This window comes from Candidatus Thiodiazotropha sp. AKAK3, from assembly GCF_058244645.1.
This window is the reverse complement of record NZ_JBSYOQ010000066.1, coordinates 48747-65568: the sequence shown is the minus strand read 5'-3', so window position 1 is coordinate 65568 and position 16822 is coordinate 48747. Positions and strand designations below refer to the sequence as shown.

At 50.9% G+C, this 16822-nt stretch carries 15 protein-coding genes and 1 tRNA gene; 4 read left to right on the top strand and 12 right to left on the bottom strand.

Going from position 1 to position 16822, the window contains the following annotated elements:
- Nucleotides 1-118 precede the first annotated feature (118 nt).
- Nucleotides 119-739, bottom strand: coding sequence for a LysE family translocator (locus AC4IE7_RS17230; RefSeq protein ID WP_490778099.1), 621 nt, complete (start codon nt 737-739; stop codon nt 119-121).
- Between the two features lie 400 nt (nt 740-1139).
- Here AC4IE7_RS17230 and AC4IE7_RS17225 point away from each other — a divergent pair, with 400 nt between their 5' ends.
- Nucleotides 1140-1415 (top strand): hypothetical protein, encoded by a 276-nt coding sequence (locus tag AC4IE7_RS17225; RefSeq protein WP_490778098.1) that lies wholly within the window; start codon nt 1140-1142, stop codon nt 1413-1415.
- Between the two features lie 104 nt (nt 1416-1519).
- On the opposite strand, the gene AC4IE7_RS17220 is transcribed toward AC4IE7_RS17225, so the two are convergent.
- From AC4IE7_RS17220 to AC4IE7_RS17185, 8 genes are all read right to left on the bottom strand, one after another.
- Nucleotides 1520-2962, bottom strand: a complete 1443-nt coding sequence (locus AC4IE7_RS17220; protein ID WP_490778097.1) for a DEAD/DEAH box helicase — start codon at nt 2960-2962, stop codon at nt 1520-1522.
- 526 nt (nt 2963-3488) lie between these two features.
- Nucleotides 3489-3565: transfer RNA gene (locus AC4IE7_RS17215), tRNA-Pro, on the bottom strand.
- A 53-nt stretch (nt 3566-3618) separates the two neighbouring features.
- Nucleotides 3619-4587, bottom strand: a complete 969-nt coding sequence (locus AC4IE7_RS17210) for a polyprenyl synthetase family protein (RefSeq protein ID WP_490778096.1) — start codon at nt 4585-4587, stop codon at nt 3619-3621.
- A gap of 78 nt (nt 4588-4665) precedes the next feature.
- Nucleotides 4666-5481 carry a bifunctional DNA-formamidopyrimidine glycosylase/DNA-(apurinic or apyrimidinic site) lyase gene (gene mutM / locus AC4IE7_RS17205; protein ID WP_490778095.1) on the bottom strand — a complete coding sequence of 272 codons (816 nt, stop codon included), beginning with the start codon at nt 5479-5481 and terminating at the stop codon, nt 4666-4668.
- Entirely contained in the window at nt 5474-5953 is a 480-nt protein-coding gene (locus tag AC4IE7_RS17200; protein ID WP_490778094.1) for a hypothetical protein, read from the bottom strand. Before AC4IE7_RS17200 ends, mutM begins: the two co-directional genes overlap by 8 nt.
- A gap of 163 nt (nt 5954-6116) precedes the next feature.
- Entirely contained in the window at nt 6117-7451 is a 1335-nt protein-coding gene (locus AC4IE7_RS17195; protein WP_490778093.1) for a GldG family protein, read from the bottom strand.
- A complete protein-coding gene (locus tag AC4IE7_RS17190; protein WP_490778092.1) occupies nt 7448-8173 on the bottom strand; it encodes an ABC transporter permease in 726 nt (241 codons plus the stop codon). The genes AC4IE7_RS17195 and AC4IE7_RS17190 overlap by 4 nt, the downstream gene beginning before the upstream one ends.
- The gene (locus AC4IE7_RS17185; RefSeq protein WP_490778091.1) at nt 8170-9159 is read right to left on the bottom strand and encodes an ABC transporter ATP-binding protein; all 990 of its coding nucleotides are present in this window, start codon (nt 9157-9159) and stop codon (nt 8170-8172) included. Before AC4IE7_RS17185 ends, AC4IE7_RS17190 begins: the two co-directional genes overlap by 4 nt.
- A gap of 162 nt (nt 9160-9321) precedes the next feature.
- Here AC4IE7_RS17185 and AC4IE7_RS17180 point away from each other — a divergent pair, with 162 nt between their 5' ends.
- Nucleotides 9322-11310, top strand: a complete 1989-nt coding sequence (locus AC4IE7_RS17180) for a hydantoinase/oxoprolinase family protein (RefSeq protein ID WP_490778090.1) — start codon at nt 9322-9324, stop codon at nt 11308-11310.
- A gap of 107 nt (nt 11311-11417) precedes the next feature.
- Here AC4IE7_RS17180 and rpmG read toward each other — a convergent pair whose 3' ends face one another.
- From rpmG to radC, 3 genes are all read right to left on the bottom strand, one after another.
- A complete protein-coding gene (rpmG, locus tag AC4IE7_RS17175; protein ID WP_068990016.1) occupies nt 11418-11573 on the bottom strand; it encodes a 50S ribosomal protein L33 in 156 nt (51 codons plus the stop codon).
- A 17-nt stretch (nt 11574-11590) separates the two neighbouring features.
- Nucleotides 11591-11827 carry a 50S ribosomal protein L28 gene (gene rpmB, locus AC4IE7_RS17170; protein ID WP_490778089.1) on the bottom strand — a complete coding sequence of 79 codons (237 nt, stop codon included), beginning with the start codon at nt 11825-11827 and terminating at the stop codon, nt 11591-11593.
- 96 nt (nt 11828-11923) lie between these two features.
- Nucleotides 11924-12598, bottom strand: a complete 675-nt coding sequence (radC, locus tag AC4IE7_RS17165) for a RadC family protein (protein ID WP_490778088.1) — start codon at nt 12596-12598, stop codon at nt 11924-11926.
- A 144-nt stretch (nt 12599-12742) separates the two neighbouring features.
- On the opposite strand from radC, the gene coaBC reads away from it, so the two are divergent.
- Together coaBC and AC4IE7_RS17155 are read left to right on the top strand one after the other, a co-directional pair.
- Entirely contained in the window at nt 12743-13951 is a 1209-nt protein-coding gene (coaBC, locus tag AC4IE7_RS17160) for a bifunctional phosphopantothenoylcysteine decarboxylase/phosphopantothenate--cysteine ligase CoaBC (RefSeq protein WP_490778087.1), read from the top strand.
- Between the two features lie 362 nt (nt 13952-14313).
- Nucleotides 14314-16800 carry a phosphomannomutase/phosphoglucomutase gene (locus tag AC4IE7_RS17155; RefSeq protein WP_490778086.1) on the top strand — a complete coding sequence of 829 codons (2487 nt, stop codon included), beginning with the start codon at nt 14314-14316 and terminating at the stop codon, nt 16798-16800.
- Nucleotides 16801-16822 lie beyond the last annotated feature (22 nt).

Sequence of the window (16822 nt, the reverse complement as noted above, 5' to 3'; positions counted from 1 at the left end):
GGTGGTTTTCATTTCAGTTGGGCATGGTGCGGCAGGGCCGGCACCCTACATGCAAACCAGAGCATAAGTATCGACATTGGATGCAAGTTGGAATCCAGATACTTCGCAAGCTGATAACCTACAGGGTGCGACCAAAAAGCAGATTCAGAACAAGTGCAATATATACCAATCCTGCTACACGATTGAGATAAAACTGAGCTTTGGGTGAGTGATTAAGCCAAGAGCCCAATGTGCCAGCCATTACTGCCACAGCGCCAAATATCATTAGGGTTATCAGGATAAATATAAAGCCCAGGAGAAATATCTGCTGAATCATGCCACCCTGATCGGGGTTGGTGAACTGTGGTAAAAAGGCGAGAAAGAATATGGTTACCTTGGGATTGGTTATATTCATAATGACGCCACGCCCAAAGAACTGGAGGTCAGATAGTCTGCTATCTTGAAATCTACCCAAAGGATTCAATGATGCAGTAAAGGCTTTCCAGGCGAGATAGAGAAGATAAAAGGCACCCATGTATTTAAGCAGATTGAAAGCTACGGGTGATGCTTTTACAAGCGCTGCAACCCCAAGCGCAACAGCTGTGGTATGGACGATCAGGCCAGTGCAGAGCCCCAGTGTAACAAGCACTCCTTTTTTAGCTCCATGAAGTGCCGATTGAGTCAAAACAAAAATATTGTCTGGGCCTGGCGCAATACATAAAAGCAGGGATGCGAGTAAAAATGTATAGATTGTTTCCAAGATTATCAACTGCCTAATTACTAGAAGCGGGTAGAAATCAGTCCGTTTTTTATTGCTCTTCGATCTCCCTTATCTATTGTTGGGGGAGTTTAGGTTGGTTTAACCTATATGGCAGGCAAACTATTATGCTTGGATCGCCAGGTTTATAATAGTGCGATGATGTAGGGTGAGGGTTCCACGTAAATACCGATTGTTTTTTTCGTTCCTGACAACGTCTGTTGTCTGCGTATTAGGTGGTTTTCATTTCAGTTGGGTATGGTGCGGCAGGGCCGCACCCTACAGACCTTGATATTTGCAGCTGACTTTATAAACATAATCGAATCCATTCTCCAGTTGCATGCGTAAATAGAATTGAAAGCAGAATTAACTGCATTAAATTTGAACATACGAGGAGATTGAGATGAAAAAAATTATGCTTGCTGCGGCTATGATCCTGTCAACCAATCTATATGCTGGTGCATTTGATGTGACTGGAAATAATCCTGATCTTTATGATGGTCTAGCTGATTCTTCCTCACAGCCTACTGCCATTCAGCCTGGCATTGGTGATTCTTATGGTAGCTCTATTCTCCATTCAGGAAAGGGATACGCACGATCTGTTGCTAAACCACAGGGGGGGATGGATGAAGGCTACGGAAGTATTCTGATCGATGTTGGCGTTCCGCTCTATTGGTAAGTAGCAGTGGGTGGAGGTTGTCTCAACCTCCACCCGTATGGCTGGATTACAAAAAGATATTTGTCAGTGAATAATACGTGTCGGTGTTCAGGCAAGCCGCCGGATCACTCATCACTATAGCCGCCACCTAGTAGCGCTGCAGTCTCTCTTCTTCTGCTTGGGCGTGGGTGCTGATTAGAGGTGTTGCTTCTATTTCCACTCTGAGTGCGCCGCTTATGTTTATGTGGTGCCTTGGTGGATAACTGTTTTTCACCAGCTTCTTTCGACTTTGAGTGTTGCTGCTGCGAGTTAGCAGATTTTTTAGCGTTGTTGTTACTCGCTTTGGTTCTGTTTTCAGGCCGCCTACCGTTTCTACGTTGAGGGTTGTTGTTGCTCTGTTTTTTTAGAGGAGCCGCTTTTATCGCTGGGTCTGGTTCATAGCCCTCAATAACAACCTCAGGAATCGGTTTTTTCAGCAGACGCTCAATATCCTTCAGTAACTTGAGTTCATCAACGCATACCAGTGAGATGGCTTCACCTTCATTCCCAGCACGTCCTGTGCGACCGATTCGATGCACGTAATCCTCAGGGACGTTGGGCAATTCGTAATTTACAACATGTGGAAGCTGGTCGATGTCCAGGCCGCGTGCTGCAATGTCAGTGGCAACGAGAACCCGTACGTCACCATTTTTAAAGCTGGCGAGTGCGCGTGTGCGGGCACCCTGACTTTTATTGCCGTGGATTGCCGATGCGCTGAGTCCATCCTTTTCCAGCTGTTGTGCCAGACGATTCGCACCATGTTTGGTGCGGGTAAAGACCAATACCTGGCGCCAGTTTTGTGAGCCGATCATATAGCTCAGCATCTCTCTCTTGCGATTTTTATCGACACGATGGATAACTTGCTTGATCCGTTCAGCCGTTGTGTTTCTACGGGCAACTTCGATCAGCTCAGGACGATCCAATAAACGGTCGGCCAGTTTTTTGATATCACTGGAGAAGGTGGCGGAGAAAAGAAGATTTTGGCGAGTGCTGTTAGTGGGTAAAAGTGCCAGGACTTTGCGTATGTCATGTATGAATCCCATGTCCAGCATACGATCGGCTTCATCCAGAACCAATATCTCAATCTGTGAGAGGTCCACAGTTTTTTGACTGGCGTGGTCCAATAGGCGGCCTGGTGTGGCAACCAGAATGTCGACTCCGCGACGCAACTTCTCTATCTGGGGATTGATTTTGACACCACCAAACACCACTGCTGAACGAAGTGGAAGGTGGCGACCATAAGTCTCTACACTGGCCGCTACCTGAGCTGCCAGTTCCCGGGTAGGGGTCAAGACCAGAGCCCTGACAGGGCGGCGGCCATTGTTAACTGTTTTTTCAGATAAGCGTTGCAAAAGAGGCAGGGTGAAACCAGCAGTTTTTCCGGTACCGGTCTGGGCACCGGCCATGACATCCTTACCACTAAGGATGACAGGTATCGCCTTACTTTGAATAGGCGTGGCTTCAGAGTAGCCCTGCTCGCTGACTGCGCGCAGGAGTTCAGCCGAAAGGCCGAGGTTTTCAAATGACATAAAATTGTGCTCCATAACCGACAGGCAGCACCATACCTATGGAACTGTTAGCTGGTTATTGTAAATATTTGGGATTTTTCAGGAGGTGTAGAGCGAACTCTAACCTCTGGCGAACATCCGAAAAACAGTTTTCGGGTGTCTGATTGGAACTATAAAAGGTACTCCGGTCGTGCCCTCCCTGCATCAGCATCTGCTGGCGGGAGCCGGTCCGGGCTGTAAAAAAGAATTCTGTGATCAAGCGGGAAGCATTGTCCCGAATGAGGGATAAGCGACGGCTTAAGCTATTTCGGCGATCTGTTGATCGTGCAGGCGCTAACCGGTAAGGCGCCTCGAATTGACCACTATAACAGAAAAAACGCAGCTATTCAGATATTTACTGTATTTGACTCAGAATTGAGAGCAATCAGTAGCTTGTAGTGGGAAGTGAGTAACTCTATCTGTTGCTGTGATACTCCACTAATGCCACGCAATCCTGGTATCGCAACAAGTAGGGATGGTAGATCGATAGTTATCGAATTGAATATGCTGGTCGGGGTGAGAGGATTCGAACCTCCGGCCCCTGCCTCCCGAAGGCAGTGCTCTACCAGGCTGAGCTACACCCCGAATCTATGGCCGTTACAGAGAGCCGAAAATGGTATAGGAATAGCCTGGGCTGATCAATGGGTTCTGGCAACTGAGTAGTCGGCCAGCTCAGCCAGTGCCTCTCGGTATGGGTTGTTCGGTATCGATTCCAGTGCCTGTTTTGCGAGCTGCGCCTGTTGCTGTGCAAGCTGCATTGTATAGGCAATCGAATCACTCTCCTGGATAGCCTGCATGACGAAATCGATCTCTTCCAATCCGCCATTCTCGATGACCGAGGCAAGTCGTTGGCGTTGTTTCTCATCTGACTTTTTCATCGCCTGGATCAATGGCAGGGTGGGTTTACCCTCAGCCAGGTCGTCGCCGATATTCTTGCCGATATCATCATTACTTGAGTGGTAATCGAGGGCATCATCCACCAGCTGGAAAGCGATACCCAGGTGAAGGCCGTAGTCGGCCAAGGCCTGTTGCTGTTCCTGGGGGGCCTCTGAGATTACGCCACCAAGTCGCGAGCCAGCCTCGAACAGGGTGGCGGTTTTACGCTTGATCACTTCCATGTAGTCAGATTCGCTGGTGTCTGGGTTGTGTACATTGAGCAACTGTAGAACCTCGCCTTCGGCGATGCGATTGGTTGCATGTGAGAGGATGTCCATAACGGGCATCCGTCCAACTTCCACCATCATTTCAAATGAGCGGGAGTAGAGAAAATCCCCAACCAGCACGCTGGCCTCGTTACCCCAGACCGCATTGGCAGTCTCTCTGTTGCGACGCAGATCTGAACCATCGACGACATCATCGTGCAGCAGGGTGGCGGTGTGGATGAATTCGATTATGGAGGCAAGGTTGATATGCTTATCACCGCTATAGCCACATGCTCTTGCGGCCAGCAGTACGATCATGGGTCGCAGACGTTTGCCACCGCTATGTACGATGTAAGCTCCAATCTGATTGATCAGCACAACATCAGACTTGAGTTGTTGAATGATCAATTTATCGACAGCATCCATGTCATCGGCTATGAGTTGGCGTAGGCTTTTAATATCCATTGGCGATGTCAGTTAGAGCAAACCAGCGCATGCTAGATGAGAGCTCAGTAGAAATCAATGGGGCATCTCCTTGAGATCTCAGTGCTGACATGCTTTACAGAAGAAAGTTGATCGCTGTGCTATGGCCTTGCTATGGATCGGATTGCCACAGACAGGGCAGGGTTCACCAGCTTTTCCATAGACTTGCAGCTGTTGTGCGAAATAACCCGGTTTACCATCCTCTCTGCGGAAATCGCGCAATGTTGTACCTCCTTGAGCTATTGCTGCATTCAGAGTCTCCTCTATTGCCAGGGCGAGTCGTTGGTATCGCTCACCAGAGATCCGGTTACTGGGACGGGTAGGATGGATGCCAGATTTGAACAGGGACTCGCTGGCATAAATGTTCCCTACCCCGACGACGGTTTTACTGTCCATAATCAGTTGTTTAACAGGAATACGGCGACTGCTCCCCCGGCTGTGCAGATACTCCCCACTGAATTCATCTGCTAAAGGCTCCGGGCCCAGGTTGGCGATCAGTGGGTGTTGGGTTGGTGGTTTGTCGGTCCAGAGTACCGCACCAAATCGGCGGGGGTCCCTAAGTCTGAGCTGCTTTCCACTACTGAGTTGCAGGTCGAAGTGGTCATGTTTTTGTGCAGGGCTTGACGGATCGACAATGCGTAGACTGCCTGACATACCCAAATGTAGGATCAGGGTGCCATGATGAAAGCTCAACAGCAGGTATTTACCTCGTCTGGCTACCGCGAGCAGCTTGCGGCCAGTAAGTAGCTGGGGCAGCTCTTCAGGAATAGGCCAGCGAAGTCGGGGATGACGAATCACTACTTGTTTGACCCGTTTGCCGGTGATGTGGGGAGAGATACCGAGACGTGTTGTCTCCACTTCGGGAAGTTCAGGCATCCCGACTCTCCAGCCAGGCATCAATGGGAGCGATCAGATGGTGCTGGAATCCGTTACCGATCAGATGAATCTCACCCCTGTGCAATACATACCGCCAGCCATTGATCGGGTCGGTTGTGCCAAATGAAAACTGCGTCTGGTTAAGGCGTAGTATCAGGTTGGGTTGATCCAATCCGAAAGGTTTGAGTTCTGCTGGGGCGGGGAAATGACGAAGGCTTTCTGTTCGGCAGATCTCCAGAAGTTGTTTGACTCTTGAGTTGATTCCAGCACGTTCTCCTATCATCCACTGATCCCCGGTAAGTGTCATGGTGATGGTCTCTCTTGCTGGGCCGCTGAGTTCTACTCTGGTGATCTGTTGCGGTAAGAGTTGGCTGAGAGGGGTTACAGCTGCAGGTTGCGACCACCACACCACTGCTGTCAGGAGGCCGATGACAAGTAATAAGGTCAGGTTGGTTCGCAGCTGGCGTTGCATGTTATCCGTGTGGAATCAGTTATTCGGCTTTGGTAGACCCTAGGCTGTTGCCGGGCTACCTGCATCTTCACTCAGGAACAGGTGAAGATGATTTTTTGATCTTATATTCAGGTCTGAGAGTGTAGTTCATTCGCAAACTCGAACCAAACAGAGTCATTCAGACCTAAGCGCGATTTCGACGCCACATCATCAAACCACCGAACAACAGTAACAGAATTGGTGCGACGATGAGAGAGCCGAAACCAATCACTCCGATAGCAAGTTGAGAGAGGTGCAACTCCCGGTCACTGGCTTCAGTTACTGGAATACCTATCAGCTGGTCATCACCGACAAGCCAACGACTGATGGTCAGCCCCAGATCCAGGTTGCCGGCATTGCTGAGAAAACTATTGGATAGAAAGTCACCATCGCCAATGACCAGGATGCGCTGCTGTTGATCATCAAGCTGTCGAGTGAGCGTCACACCGAGCGTTAATGGCCCCGGTTCCTCGCCTGACAGTGGGTTGCGTTCGATTTCACCCTGGAGTGATCCTGTTTCGTTCCAGCTCCTCTCCTGCGTCTGCAGGATAGGGGTGGGGGTCCACATGCTCTGTTTTGGAATCTGAAGCGCCGCAGCCTGAGGAAACAGGGTCAGCAGGTTGAATCCTTGCATGGCCTTGTGATCAGGATATCTGGGTACCAGGGCAATCGCTGGGTTATCGATGCCAAGCTCTTTCACATTGGCATCAACAATAGTACCAGGAAGCTGTTTTATACCAGTCAGCTGTCGCATCAGTGAGTCGCCAACCTGACTCTCAGGTTCACTAAGCAGCAGCAGGTTGCCGCCTTTTGCCAGATAGCTCCTGAGGCGCGCAATCTCGACAGCGAGCAAGGCTCTTTGTGGTGAAGCTATAATCAGTAAAGCCGTATTGTCGGGCGGGGTTGGCGTGGTGGCCAGGTCAATGCCGATCACCTGATAACCCTGCTGTTTCAGGGTGGCGCCAAAGTCACCGAGATCATGATTGGCCTTGCCCAGCAGGTCGCGCTCGCCATGGCCTGTCAATCCGGCAACCCAGCGTCTATCTGTCTGCCCCAGTCGCAATACAGCGTTGGTAAATTGCTCCTCATCCAGTCGCTGTATACGCTCTTCCCGCTGGTTGTAACTGAGCAGGATCTCTCCTGAGAGGCTGATCCCCTGCCGGCGGGTCTGATCGGGGTGGCGCAGGGGATCTATAAAAGTCAGTTCGATATCTGGTTTCAGGTATTGGTAACGGCCGATAAAGCGACGAACCTGATCACGCAGCTTAGTGGTTTCCGGTACATAGGCTATAACGGTCAGGGGGCCAGGGGTGCGTTGAATGGTCTCAATGCTGACCGGACTGAGACTGTTGCTCCCCTGGTGGGTCAAATCCCAATGAAAATCGTATCGACCACTCAGCCAGGCCAGTAGTATCAGGATGATCAGCATCAGCAGATAAAACAGCAGGTCGTTGAATCCTATCTTTAGCCAGCCCATCATCCCCTCCGCAGTCTGTCCAGTCTGTGTAGGGCCAGTCCCAGAAAGAACAGGGCCAGAAGCAGGAAATAGGACAAATCACTGAGGCGAACCAGCCCCAGTTGAAGATCCAGGTAGTGTGAGGGCCACGCCAGCCAATGTATGAAACTACTGCCATCTGTCTGTTGATCCAACAGGGAAATCAACATCAACAAGCCATAGCTTCCAGCTGCAGCAACCCCAGGATTGTCACTCAAGGTGGAAAAATAGAGCCCAATAGCCGTGAAGCTGGCACTCAACAACAACAGGCCGATGGCGGCGGCCATAAGTAGCCCGAGATCAAGTCGTGTACCTCCGGAAAGGCTTAGGCTGAGTAACAGCGGTATTGCGACGATAAGAGCGAGAAACAGCAGCACGCCAAAAAATTTACCGAGGAGGATGTTGCTGTTAGAAAGTGGTGCGCTGCTCAATAGTGCATAGCTTCCAATGCGGAATGAATCACTGAAAGTGCGGGCGGTAAGTATCGGCGTGATGATCAGAATCAGAACTGCAGTCAGTCCATACAGCTGCAGGCTGAGGTGGTGACTGAGACCCAGTTTCCTATGCTCTGTCTGCATGCCGCTGAAGGATTCCAGGGTGCCGAGAAACTGCCAGCTGAGCAGACATAAGCAGAGCGCGAGCAAACTCCAGGCAAGGGGGGTGCGCATCAATCGCCGCCACTCAATCGAGGCAAGAGGCCAGCTCATTGAGCGCCTCCTGTGGTGGCTTGCAGGAAAAGCTGCTCCAGACTGCGGGTTTCGGGGGATAGCTCACATACTTGCCAGCCTCGGCTAAGTATCTGTTGCAGACACTCACTGGGCCGGCACCCCTGCTCGAGGGTTATCAGAAAATAGTCAGTGTGTAACTGCTCGGCAGAGGCAATTGCCGGTAGTGCTGCGATTTCAGACTCCAGGGGATTTTGTTCAAGGCCCAGTCGGTAGTAGGACTGATCGGCTGGCGTGATCTCTCCGCTATAGACGGTTTTGCCCTGCTGCAGGATAACCACCCGGTTACAGGTGGCTTGAATCTCCGGCAGGATATGGCTGGAGAGAATGACAGCCTTGTCAGTGGCCAGTGTGCGGATCAATTCCCGCAATTGACGGATCTGAGCCGGGTCCAGACCATCGCTCGGCTCATCGAGAATGAGCAGCCTGGGGTCATGAATAATGGCTTGTGCCAGGCCAACCCGCTGCTGATAGCCTTTGGAGAGTTTACGGATTAATCGTTTGCCATACTCTTCCAGTCCACACTGTTGTTTGGTCGATTGTTTAGCCTCTTCTATCTGTTTTCGTTTCAGGCCATGAAGCCTCGCGCAATCAGCAAGGAACTCATCGACGGTCTGATCGGGGTGAAGTGGAGGACGCTCAGGCAGGTAGCCGATTTGCCTTTTGGCTTGCTGTGGCTGCTCAAGTAGATCAAAGCCGCAGATCTCCACTGAGCCACCACTCGCAGCAAGATCACCACAAATCATGCGCATGATGGTCGATTTACCAGCACCATTGGGACCCAGCAGTCCAAGGATGTCTCCTTTGGAGAGTTGCAGGTCGAGAGGTTCGACAATCTGAACTTGATTAAAGCTTCTGCAAAGCTGGTTGGTTGAGAGGAGGTTCAGCATTGTTGATAAAGGTGGACGGGCAGTACTCAAGCTGTTGTGGAATAGATAAAAAAGTCGTTGCAGAAGCCCGCCAAACATATCACTCTTGGCTCGCTATGCAAGGCCTGTGATTGGAACCAATCCGCATTTCTCGATAGGTTTGAACGTCTTAACCGATAAATTCATGGTTAACAACGTCTAAAAACAGGTCGCAGAATAACTGACTCTCGGCATAGCTATCAATATTTGCCGGAATAGAAAATGACAAAGCTGGATCAACAAGCCTCATTTCCTGTGTTGCTGGGCGTCGATACTGGCGGCACATTCACCGATTTTGTGTTGCTCAAGGATCGTAAAATAGAAATTCACAAGGTGCTCTCAACACCTGAGGCACCAGAGCGGGCGATACTGCAGGGGATTCAAGAGCTGCAACTGGAAGCAGACGGTCTGGTTTTGGTACATGGCTCCACTGTTGCCACCAATGCAGCACTGGAGGGAAAAGGGGTTCGTACCCTCTATATTGGTAACCGTGGACTGGCTGACCTGTTGACCATTGGTCGTCAGGCGCGTCAGGCGCTCTACAACCTGCAGCCTGATGCTATCGCGCCACCAGTGCCATCTGAGTACTGTCTTGAGACTGGGGGGCGTCTGGGAGGTGATGGGCAGGTTATTGAGCCTCTGAGTAAGAATGATCTTGCCTGCCTGAAAGCAGAAATAGATCGGCTCAACCCGCAGGCTGTCGCCATCAACCTCTTATTCAGCTACCTGGATGATAGTTTTGAGCGGCAGATCGAGTCTCTGGTATCAGGGGATGTTTTCTGCTCCCGCTCCTCCGAAGTGCTCCCTGCCAGTGGGGAGTATGAACGGGGCATTGCTACCTGGCTCAATAGCTGGGTAGGTCCGTTGGTGGCAGGATATCTCAAACGCCTCAGTTGCGGATTGCCGGGAACCCGTCTCTCAGTGATGCAAAGTTCAGGTGAGGCAATTGCTGCGGAGCAAGCGGCGCGTCAGGCAGTACGTATGCTGTTGTCAGGGCCTGCCGGTGGTCTGGTCGGTGCTGGATTTATAGCCGCAGAGTCTGGACGTAGTCGACTGCTGACTCTGGATATGGGGGGAACCTCCACTGATGTGGCCTTGATCGATGGTGCTCCCCGTCTTACCCGTGAAGGTCGTATCGGCCCCTGGCCGGTGGCTGTACCGATGGTTGATATGCATACCATTGGTGCTGGTGGGGGCTCAATAGCTCGGTTGGATGCCGGAGGCATGCTGTTGGTGGGCCCGGAGTCGGCTGGTGCAGATCCGGGGCCAGCCTGTTATGCAAGAGGCGGCAGAGAGGCCACTGTAACCGACGCCAACCTGCTACTGGGGCGATTGCGGGAGGATGCCTTTCTTGGGGGGCGAATGAGACTGCAGCGGCAGGCAGCCGAAGAGGCGGTTGGGCGATTGGCGCAGCAGATGGCACTGCCAATAGAGACCGTCGCGGAAGGGATTATCCGTGTGGCCAATGAGCATATGGCTCATGCCTTACGGGTTACATCAGTTCAACGTGGTGTAGACCCCAGAGACTACACACTGGTCTCCTTTGGCGGAGCAGGGGGGCTACACGTTTGCGCCTTGGCTGATGCATTGGCAATGAGATCGGCTTTAGTACCTGTAAATGCCGGGGTGCTCTCTGCTCTGGGTATGCTGGCTACTAAACCGGGGCGACAGCTGGTAAGAACCCGACTGGGGCTGCTGGATTCACTGGACGATAAGTCGATCAATGAGGCGTTGTCAGAACTTGCTGCAGAAGGCAGGAGGGGGCTGCTGCAAGAGGGTATGAGTCAGCAAGAGATTGAGCAGGCTTACTCGGTCGATTTACGTTATCTCGGCCAGTCTTACACCCTCAATGTGCCCTGGGAGAGCCAGATCCAGGCTGAGCGGGAGTTTCATGCCCTACACAAGTCCAGATATGGACATCAAATGGATGGCAGCGTCGAATTGGTCAATTTAAGAGTGGCGCTGCACGGCGCTCAGGCCGATATTGTGCTGCCAGGCGTTGCCACAACTCAACCTGCTGAGCCAGTTGAGCTGTTGAGTCTGTCAGGTGAAGATACTCCAGTTCCCTGTTATGAGAGAGAGGCGTTGGCTGATGAGCAGTCTATCGAAGGGCCCGCCTTGATTGTTGAGATGGCTTCCACCACTTGGCTGGCGCGAGGCTGGCAGTGTGTGGTTGATCGGTCAGGGAACCTGATGTTGCATCGGGTTTAAGTCAATGGATGACCTTAGCCATAGAGAAGCTTTTTACTCTTGGTTAGGAATCTCTGGCATAAAAAAACCCGCCGGTGTGGCGGGCTTTTCCAGGGATAGTGCAAGATCTATTTGATCTTGGACTCCTTGTACATCACGTGCTTACGAACCTTAGGATCGAACTTCTTGATCTCCATCTTTCCCGGCTGATTACGCTTGTTTTTGGTTGTGGTGTAAAAATGTCCAGTCCCGGCGCTCGAGACAAGTTTGATTTTATCACGCATGACTCAATGCTCCTTGATTAGACTTTTTCGCCACGGGCGCGAATTTCAGATAAAACCGAGTCGATACCCTTTTTATCAATGATGCGCATACCTTTGGAGGTAAGGCGCAGACGAACCCAACGGTTCTCACTTTCAACCCAGAACCGATGCGTATGCAGGTTGGGGAGAAAACGGCGCTTGGTTTTGTTGTGCGCATGGGAAACGTTGTTTCCCGAGACCGGGCGCTTGCCGGTTACTTGGCAGACTTTTGACATAGTCAAAACCTCAAAAATTGTTATCCCTGGGGGCGAAAGGCGCGTATTTATATCAGAGTGCAGACTATGAATCAAGGGAATTTGGATTTGATTCTCTCAGATCATTCCCCGCTCAGCCAATGAGGCCGGCTCTCCATCGCCAATGATAATGTGATCAAGCACCCGAATGTCCACTAGAGCCAGAGCGCTTTTCAGCTGTTCTGTAATTGCTCTGTCGGCACGACTGGGTTCGACAATACCGGAAGGGTGGTTATGGGCAAAGATCAGCGCGGCTGCATTGTGTTGAAGTGCGCGTTTGACTACTTCTCTGGGATGCACGCTGGCACCATCGATGGTGCCGCGAAACAGCTCTTCATAACAGATAACCCGATGATGGTTATCTAGAAACAGGCAGGCAAAAACCTCATAGGGATAGTGGCGTAGCTTGCTGTGCAGATAATGCTGGGTTTGTTGAGGATTGGTCAGACTGTCGCTGTGTTGTAGCTGTTCATGAAGATAACGCCTCGAAATCTCAAGGGCTGCCTGAATCTGAGTGAATTTGGCCACTCCCATTCCCTTGGCCTGACAAAACCGGGATTGGTCTGCCCTTAACAGTGCGCCAAGGCTTCCAAACTCAGACAACAAGTTGCGAGCAAGATCAACGGCGGTTATACCTTTGACACCAGTACGTAAAAAAATTGCCAGTAGCTCTGCATCGGAGAGTGTAGCCGGGCCTTTCTGGAGTAACTTCTCCCGTGGACGCTCGTCATCTGGCCAGTCTGTGATCGCCATATTTTAAGACCTCCCTGTCTCATGTTTGACCGAGAAGAGATCATAGCCTGTTTTGTTGTCAGGGACATCTAAAGCAAATTTGTTAACATTTTCAGGCCCAGGGGTTACTCTTGGTGGGATGAGCGAATGGTGTGGACATAACTGATGAGCAGTCTGGCAAATAAAAAAATCCTGCTAGGCGTTACTGGTGGAATTGCAGCCTATAAAAGCGCACTACTCCTGCGCGAACTGCAAAGAGCTGGGGCTGAGGTGCGAGTCGTGATGACGGCATCGGCCCAGGCATTTGTCACACCGCTGACCTTTCAGGCACTCTCCGGACAGCCGGTTCATACCGAGCTGCTCGATTCCGTTCAGGAATCGGCCATGGATCATATCTCACTGGCACGCTGGGCGGATCTGGTGTTGGTGGCGCCGGCAACGGCAAATTTTTTAGCAAAAATGTCGACAGGTCTGGCAGATGATCTATTGACCACGATCTGTTTAGCTACCATCGCGCCGATAGCACTGGCGCCGGCAATGAATCAGCAGATGTGGCTCAACCCTGCAACTCAGGAGAATGTAAAGAGACTTACAGCTCGTGGGGTGCATAGCTGGGGGCCGGATTCTGGAGAGCAGGCTTGTGGTGAAACCGGGCCAGGGCGAATGCTTGAGCCAGAGCAGTTGATGGCGCTGGCACAAGCGTTCTTTGAAGTGGGTTCACTGATTGGTGTTCATGTGCTCATGACAGCTGGATCGACTCGGGAGCCGATCGATCCGGTGCGGTATATCGGTAATCGCAGCTCGGGGAAAATGGGTTACGCACTGGCCGAAGCGCTTAAAGCACAAGGTGCTGAAGTAACCCTTGTAAGTGGTCCTGTTGCATTGGCAGTGCCGCCAGGTGTGAACTGTGTCAACGTTGAGCGAGCGGAGGAGATGCGAGCTGAAGTCATGTCATATGTGACCGATTCGGATATCTTCATTGGGGTCGCTGCTGTTGCAGATTACCGCCCTAGCAGCGTTGCTCATGATAAAATTAAGAAAAATAAAGAGATAGTTACACTGGAACTTGTAAAAAATCCAGATATACTCGCTGAAGTAGCCAGTCTTGATGAGCCTCCATTTTGTGTCGGTTTTGCCGCTGAGACAAACGATGTGGAGGCCTATGCAGAGGCAAAACGACAGACCAAAGGAGTGGAAATGATTGCAGCCAACAAAGTTGGTGCCAAGGAAGGGGGGTTTGAGTCAGATCAAAACGAACTACTGTTGTTGTGGGAAGGGGGACGAGAAGTCTTACCCATGATGTCAAAACATCAGTTGGCACAACAACTCGTAGCGAGAATTTCAGAACGATATCATGCAACAACGCAACAATAGTATTCACGACTCTTATCAGGGTGAAATATTTTGCTGTCTGAATCTCTTTCACGGGGTAGTCAATTGAGACCTGCACACTATGCTGGCATCAATTATCGTACTGAAACTCGGGCTGATTGAACTTGTTTTGACAACTATTGTTTTTCATGTCTGAAGATACCGGGTGGGCTGAAATAACTCAGCTTTGTTGTTAGGGGCCAAGGTTTGGCATGATAATCTGCTTGGTGGTTTAGGTCGTTCTGTAAGGCATTGATATCTAAGATTGTTGTCATGATAGAGCTGTAGATGACGAAGAGCATCTGCCTGGGTAGTGATAGAATTCAGGGTTTATTATGGGTTTTGCAAAAAAGAATGGGGACCAGATGGCTAAGCAAGGGAGTGGGCGCACAATTCGCGGTTATTGGATGATTGGGGTGTTTGGCTTATTGATCCTGGTCGTCGCCGCTTGGGCTGCTGATTACTACCTGGCCCAAAATGCGAAGCAGGCCAATCAGCAGTTTCATACCAAAGCCGTAGCCCAAACCCTGGCAGAGGCTGTCAGTGCTGGAATTCAGCAGCAAATCGATTTGATCAGAGGGTTGGCCAGTCAGGTTGGAACCTCTGCGCTGTTTGACTTGAATGACCCTGAGAAATTACTGCGTGAACAACAAAGACTGACCGATTTAGTACCTGGCGCACTGCAGGTTCGTCTTCTGCCTGTAGGTGTAAGTGAGCCGGATAAGAGTATCTCTCCCCACATGGGGTATGCGTCACTGCAACTGCTGAGGCAGGCTGAAACCAGTGATCAGTCGCTCCCAGCTGAACTGCATCAGTATGGTACGGCTCACCAGCATATTGCTATTGCAGCTGCGATCCGTGGGCCAGCAGGCCAGATTAAAGGGGTCATTCACGCCTCCTTTCCAAGCAAAGAGTTCCAAAAGTTACTGGATAGTGCCGGCAGCACAGTAGGGCGTATCGAGTGGCAACAGGTAATTTCTGGTAAAGCGCCTTTATCGCTTGCCGGATCGGGATTGTTGGCAGCAGCAGGTATACAGTCGGATGGTGTGATTTCTATTCCTGGATCAATTTGGCAGATCGCCTATTGGAGCAGTACCGGGGCTGTGCTCGATCCTCTAAAGATCGGAATGCAGATTGCTCCCGGTGCGTTGCTGTTTCTTTTTACCGCTTTGCTGTTATTGATGCTTTCCAAACAGATGACCAAAGCATTAAAAGCGGATCAACACAGCATACTCTCTCTGGTAGAAGCGCTGGTGGTGGGTCGTCCACCTAAATCCCAATTGGCGCAACTCAGTGATCTCCAGCCAACCTTGGATGTAATGGAGCATCAGATAAGAGAATATCGTAGCACGCAGGCCGGAAAGGCGACCACCAAACGAGGGAGTGCTACTGATGACAAGCCAGGAATGGGGATCTCTGTTGAAGAGGGTGTTCCTGTAATTCATGATCCAGCCGATTCTGAGACATTGATCCGTTCAGTTGATCTCTCGCCAACAATTTTTCGTGCGTATGATATCCGTGGTGTTGTGGATGAAGTTCTGACAGAGGAAGCCGTTGCGGTGCTTGGTCAGGGTATTGGCAGCGAGATTTATGAGCAGGGACATAGCGCAGTAATTGTAGGTCGGGATGCGCGTAGATCGAGTGAAAGCCTTCAAAGTTCTCTCATTCAAGGACTTCAGGCCAGTGGCCGGGATGTGATTGACCTGGGACTGGTGCCAACGCCACTGGTCCATTTTGCTGCCCACGAACTCGATGCGGAGTGTGGGGTTATAGTGACCGGCAGTCACAATCCACCTCAATACAATGGTTTGAAAATGGTAATCGGGCGTGAGAGCCCCTCTCCAGAGGAGATCCAAAATCTCCGTCGTCGTATCGATGCTGATCAATTGCTGGTGGGTGAAGGATCTTTTGATTCCAGGGATATCATAGAAGACTATATTGAGAGAGTGCTCTCGGATGTGCGAATGGGGCAAACCCTCAAGGTAGTGGTTGACTGTGGGAATGGTGCTGCATCTGTAGTTGCACCAGAGCTCTATCGCCAGCTTGGTTGTGAAGTAGTGGAGCTCTATTGTGATGTCGATGGTGATTTTCCCAATCACCATCCCGATCCGGGCGACCCGAAAAATATGGCTGATTTGCAGAAGGCTGTTGTAGAACACCAGGCTGCATTAGGTCTGGCGTTCGATGGTGACGGAGATCGCTTGGGAGTTGTTGACTCATCGGGGAATATCATCTGGCCTGATCGTCTGCTGATGTATTTGGCAATCGATGTGCTGACCCGTGAGCCCGGTGGTGACATTATTTACGATGTGAAGTGCAGCCGTCATCTGGCAAATATCGTACTCTCCAATGGCGGTCGTCCCTTAATGTGGAAGAGTGGCCACTCCATGCTGAAGGCCAAGATGAAAGAGACCCATGCACTGTTGGCTGGGGAGTTCAGTGGCCATATTATTTTTTCCGAACGTTGGTACGGATTTGATGATGGTATATATGCTGGGGCACGCTTGCTTGAGATTCTCTCTCTGGATTATCGTACCAGTGCAGAAGTATTTGCTGAGCTTCCCGATAGTCTATCGACGCCTGAATTTGTTGTACGCCTTGATGAGGGGTATGCCGAGACAGTGATGGAAGCACTCGATCTGTTGCCTGACATGCCAGGAGCCAGAATGGTCAAGATAGACGGTTTAAGGGCTGAATTTGAACAGGGGTGGGGCTTGGTGAGAGCGTCGAATACCTCTCCGGCACTGCTGTTCCGTTTTGAGGCAGAGACTGAAGATGGGTTGGCAGAGGTGCAGTCCATCTTCCGTGATATGCTTAATAAAGTCGATCCACACCTTGAGTTGCCATTCTAAGCGGTGTGTATCAGGCTACTTT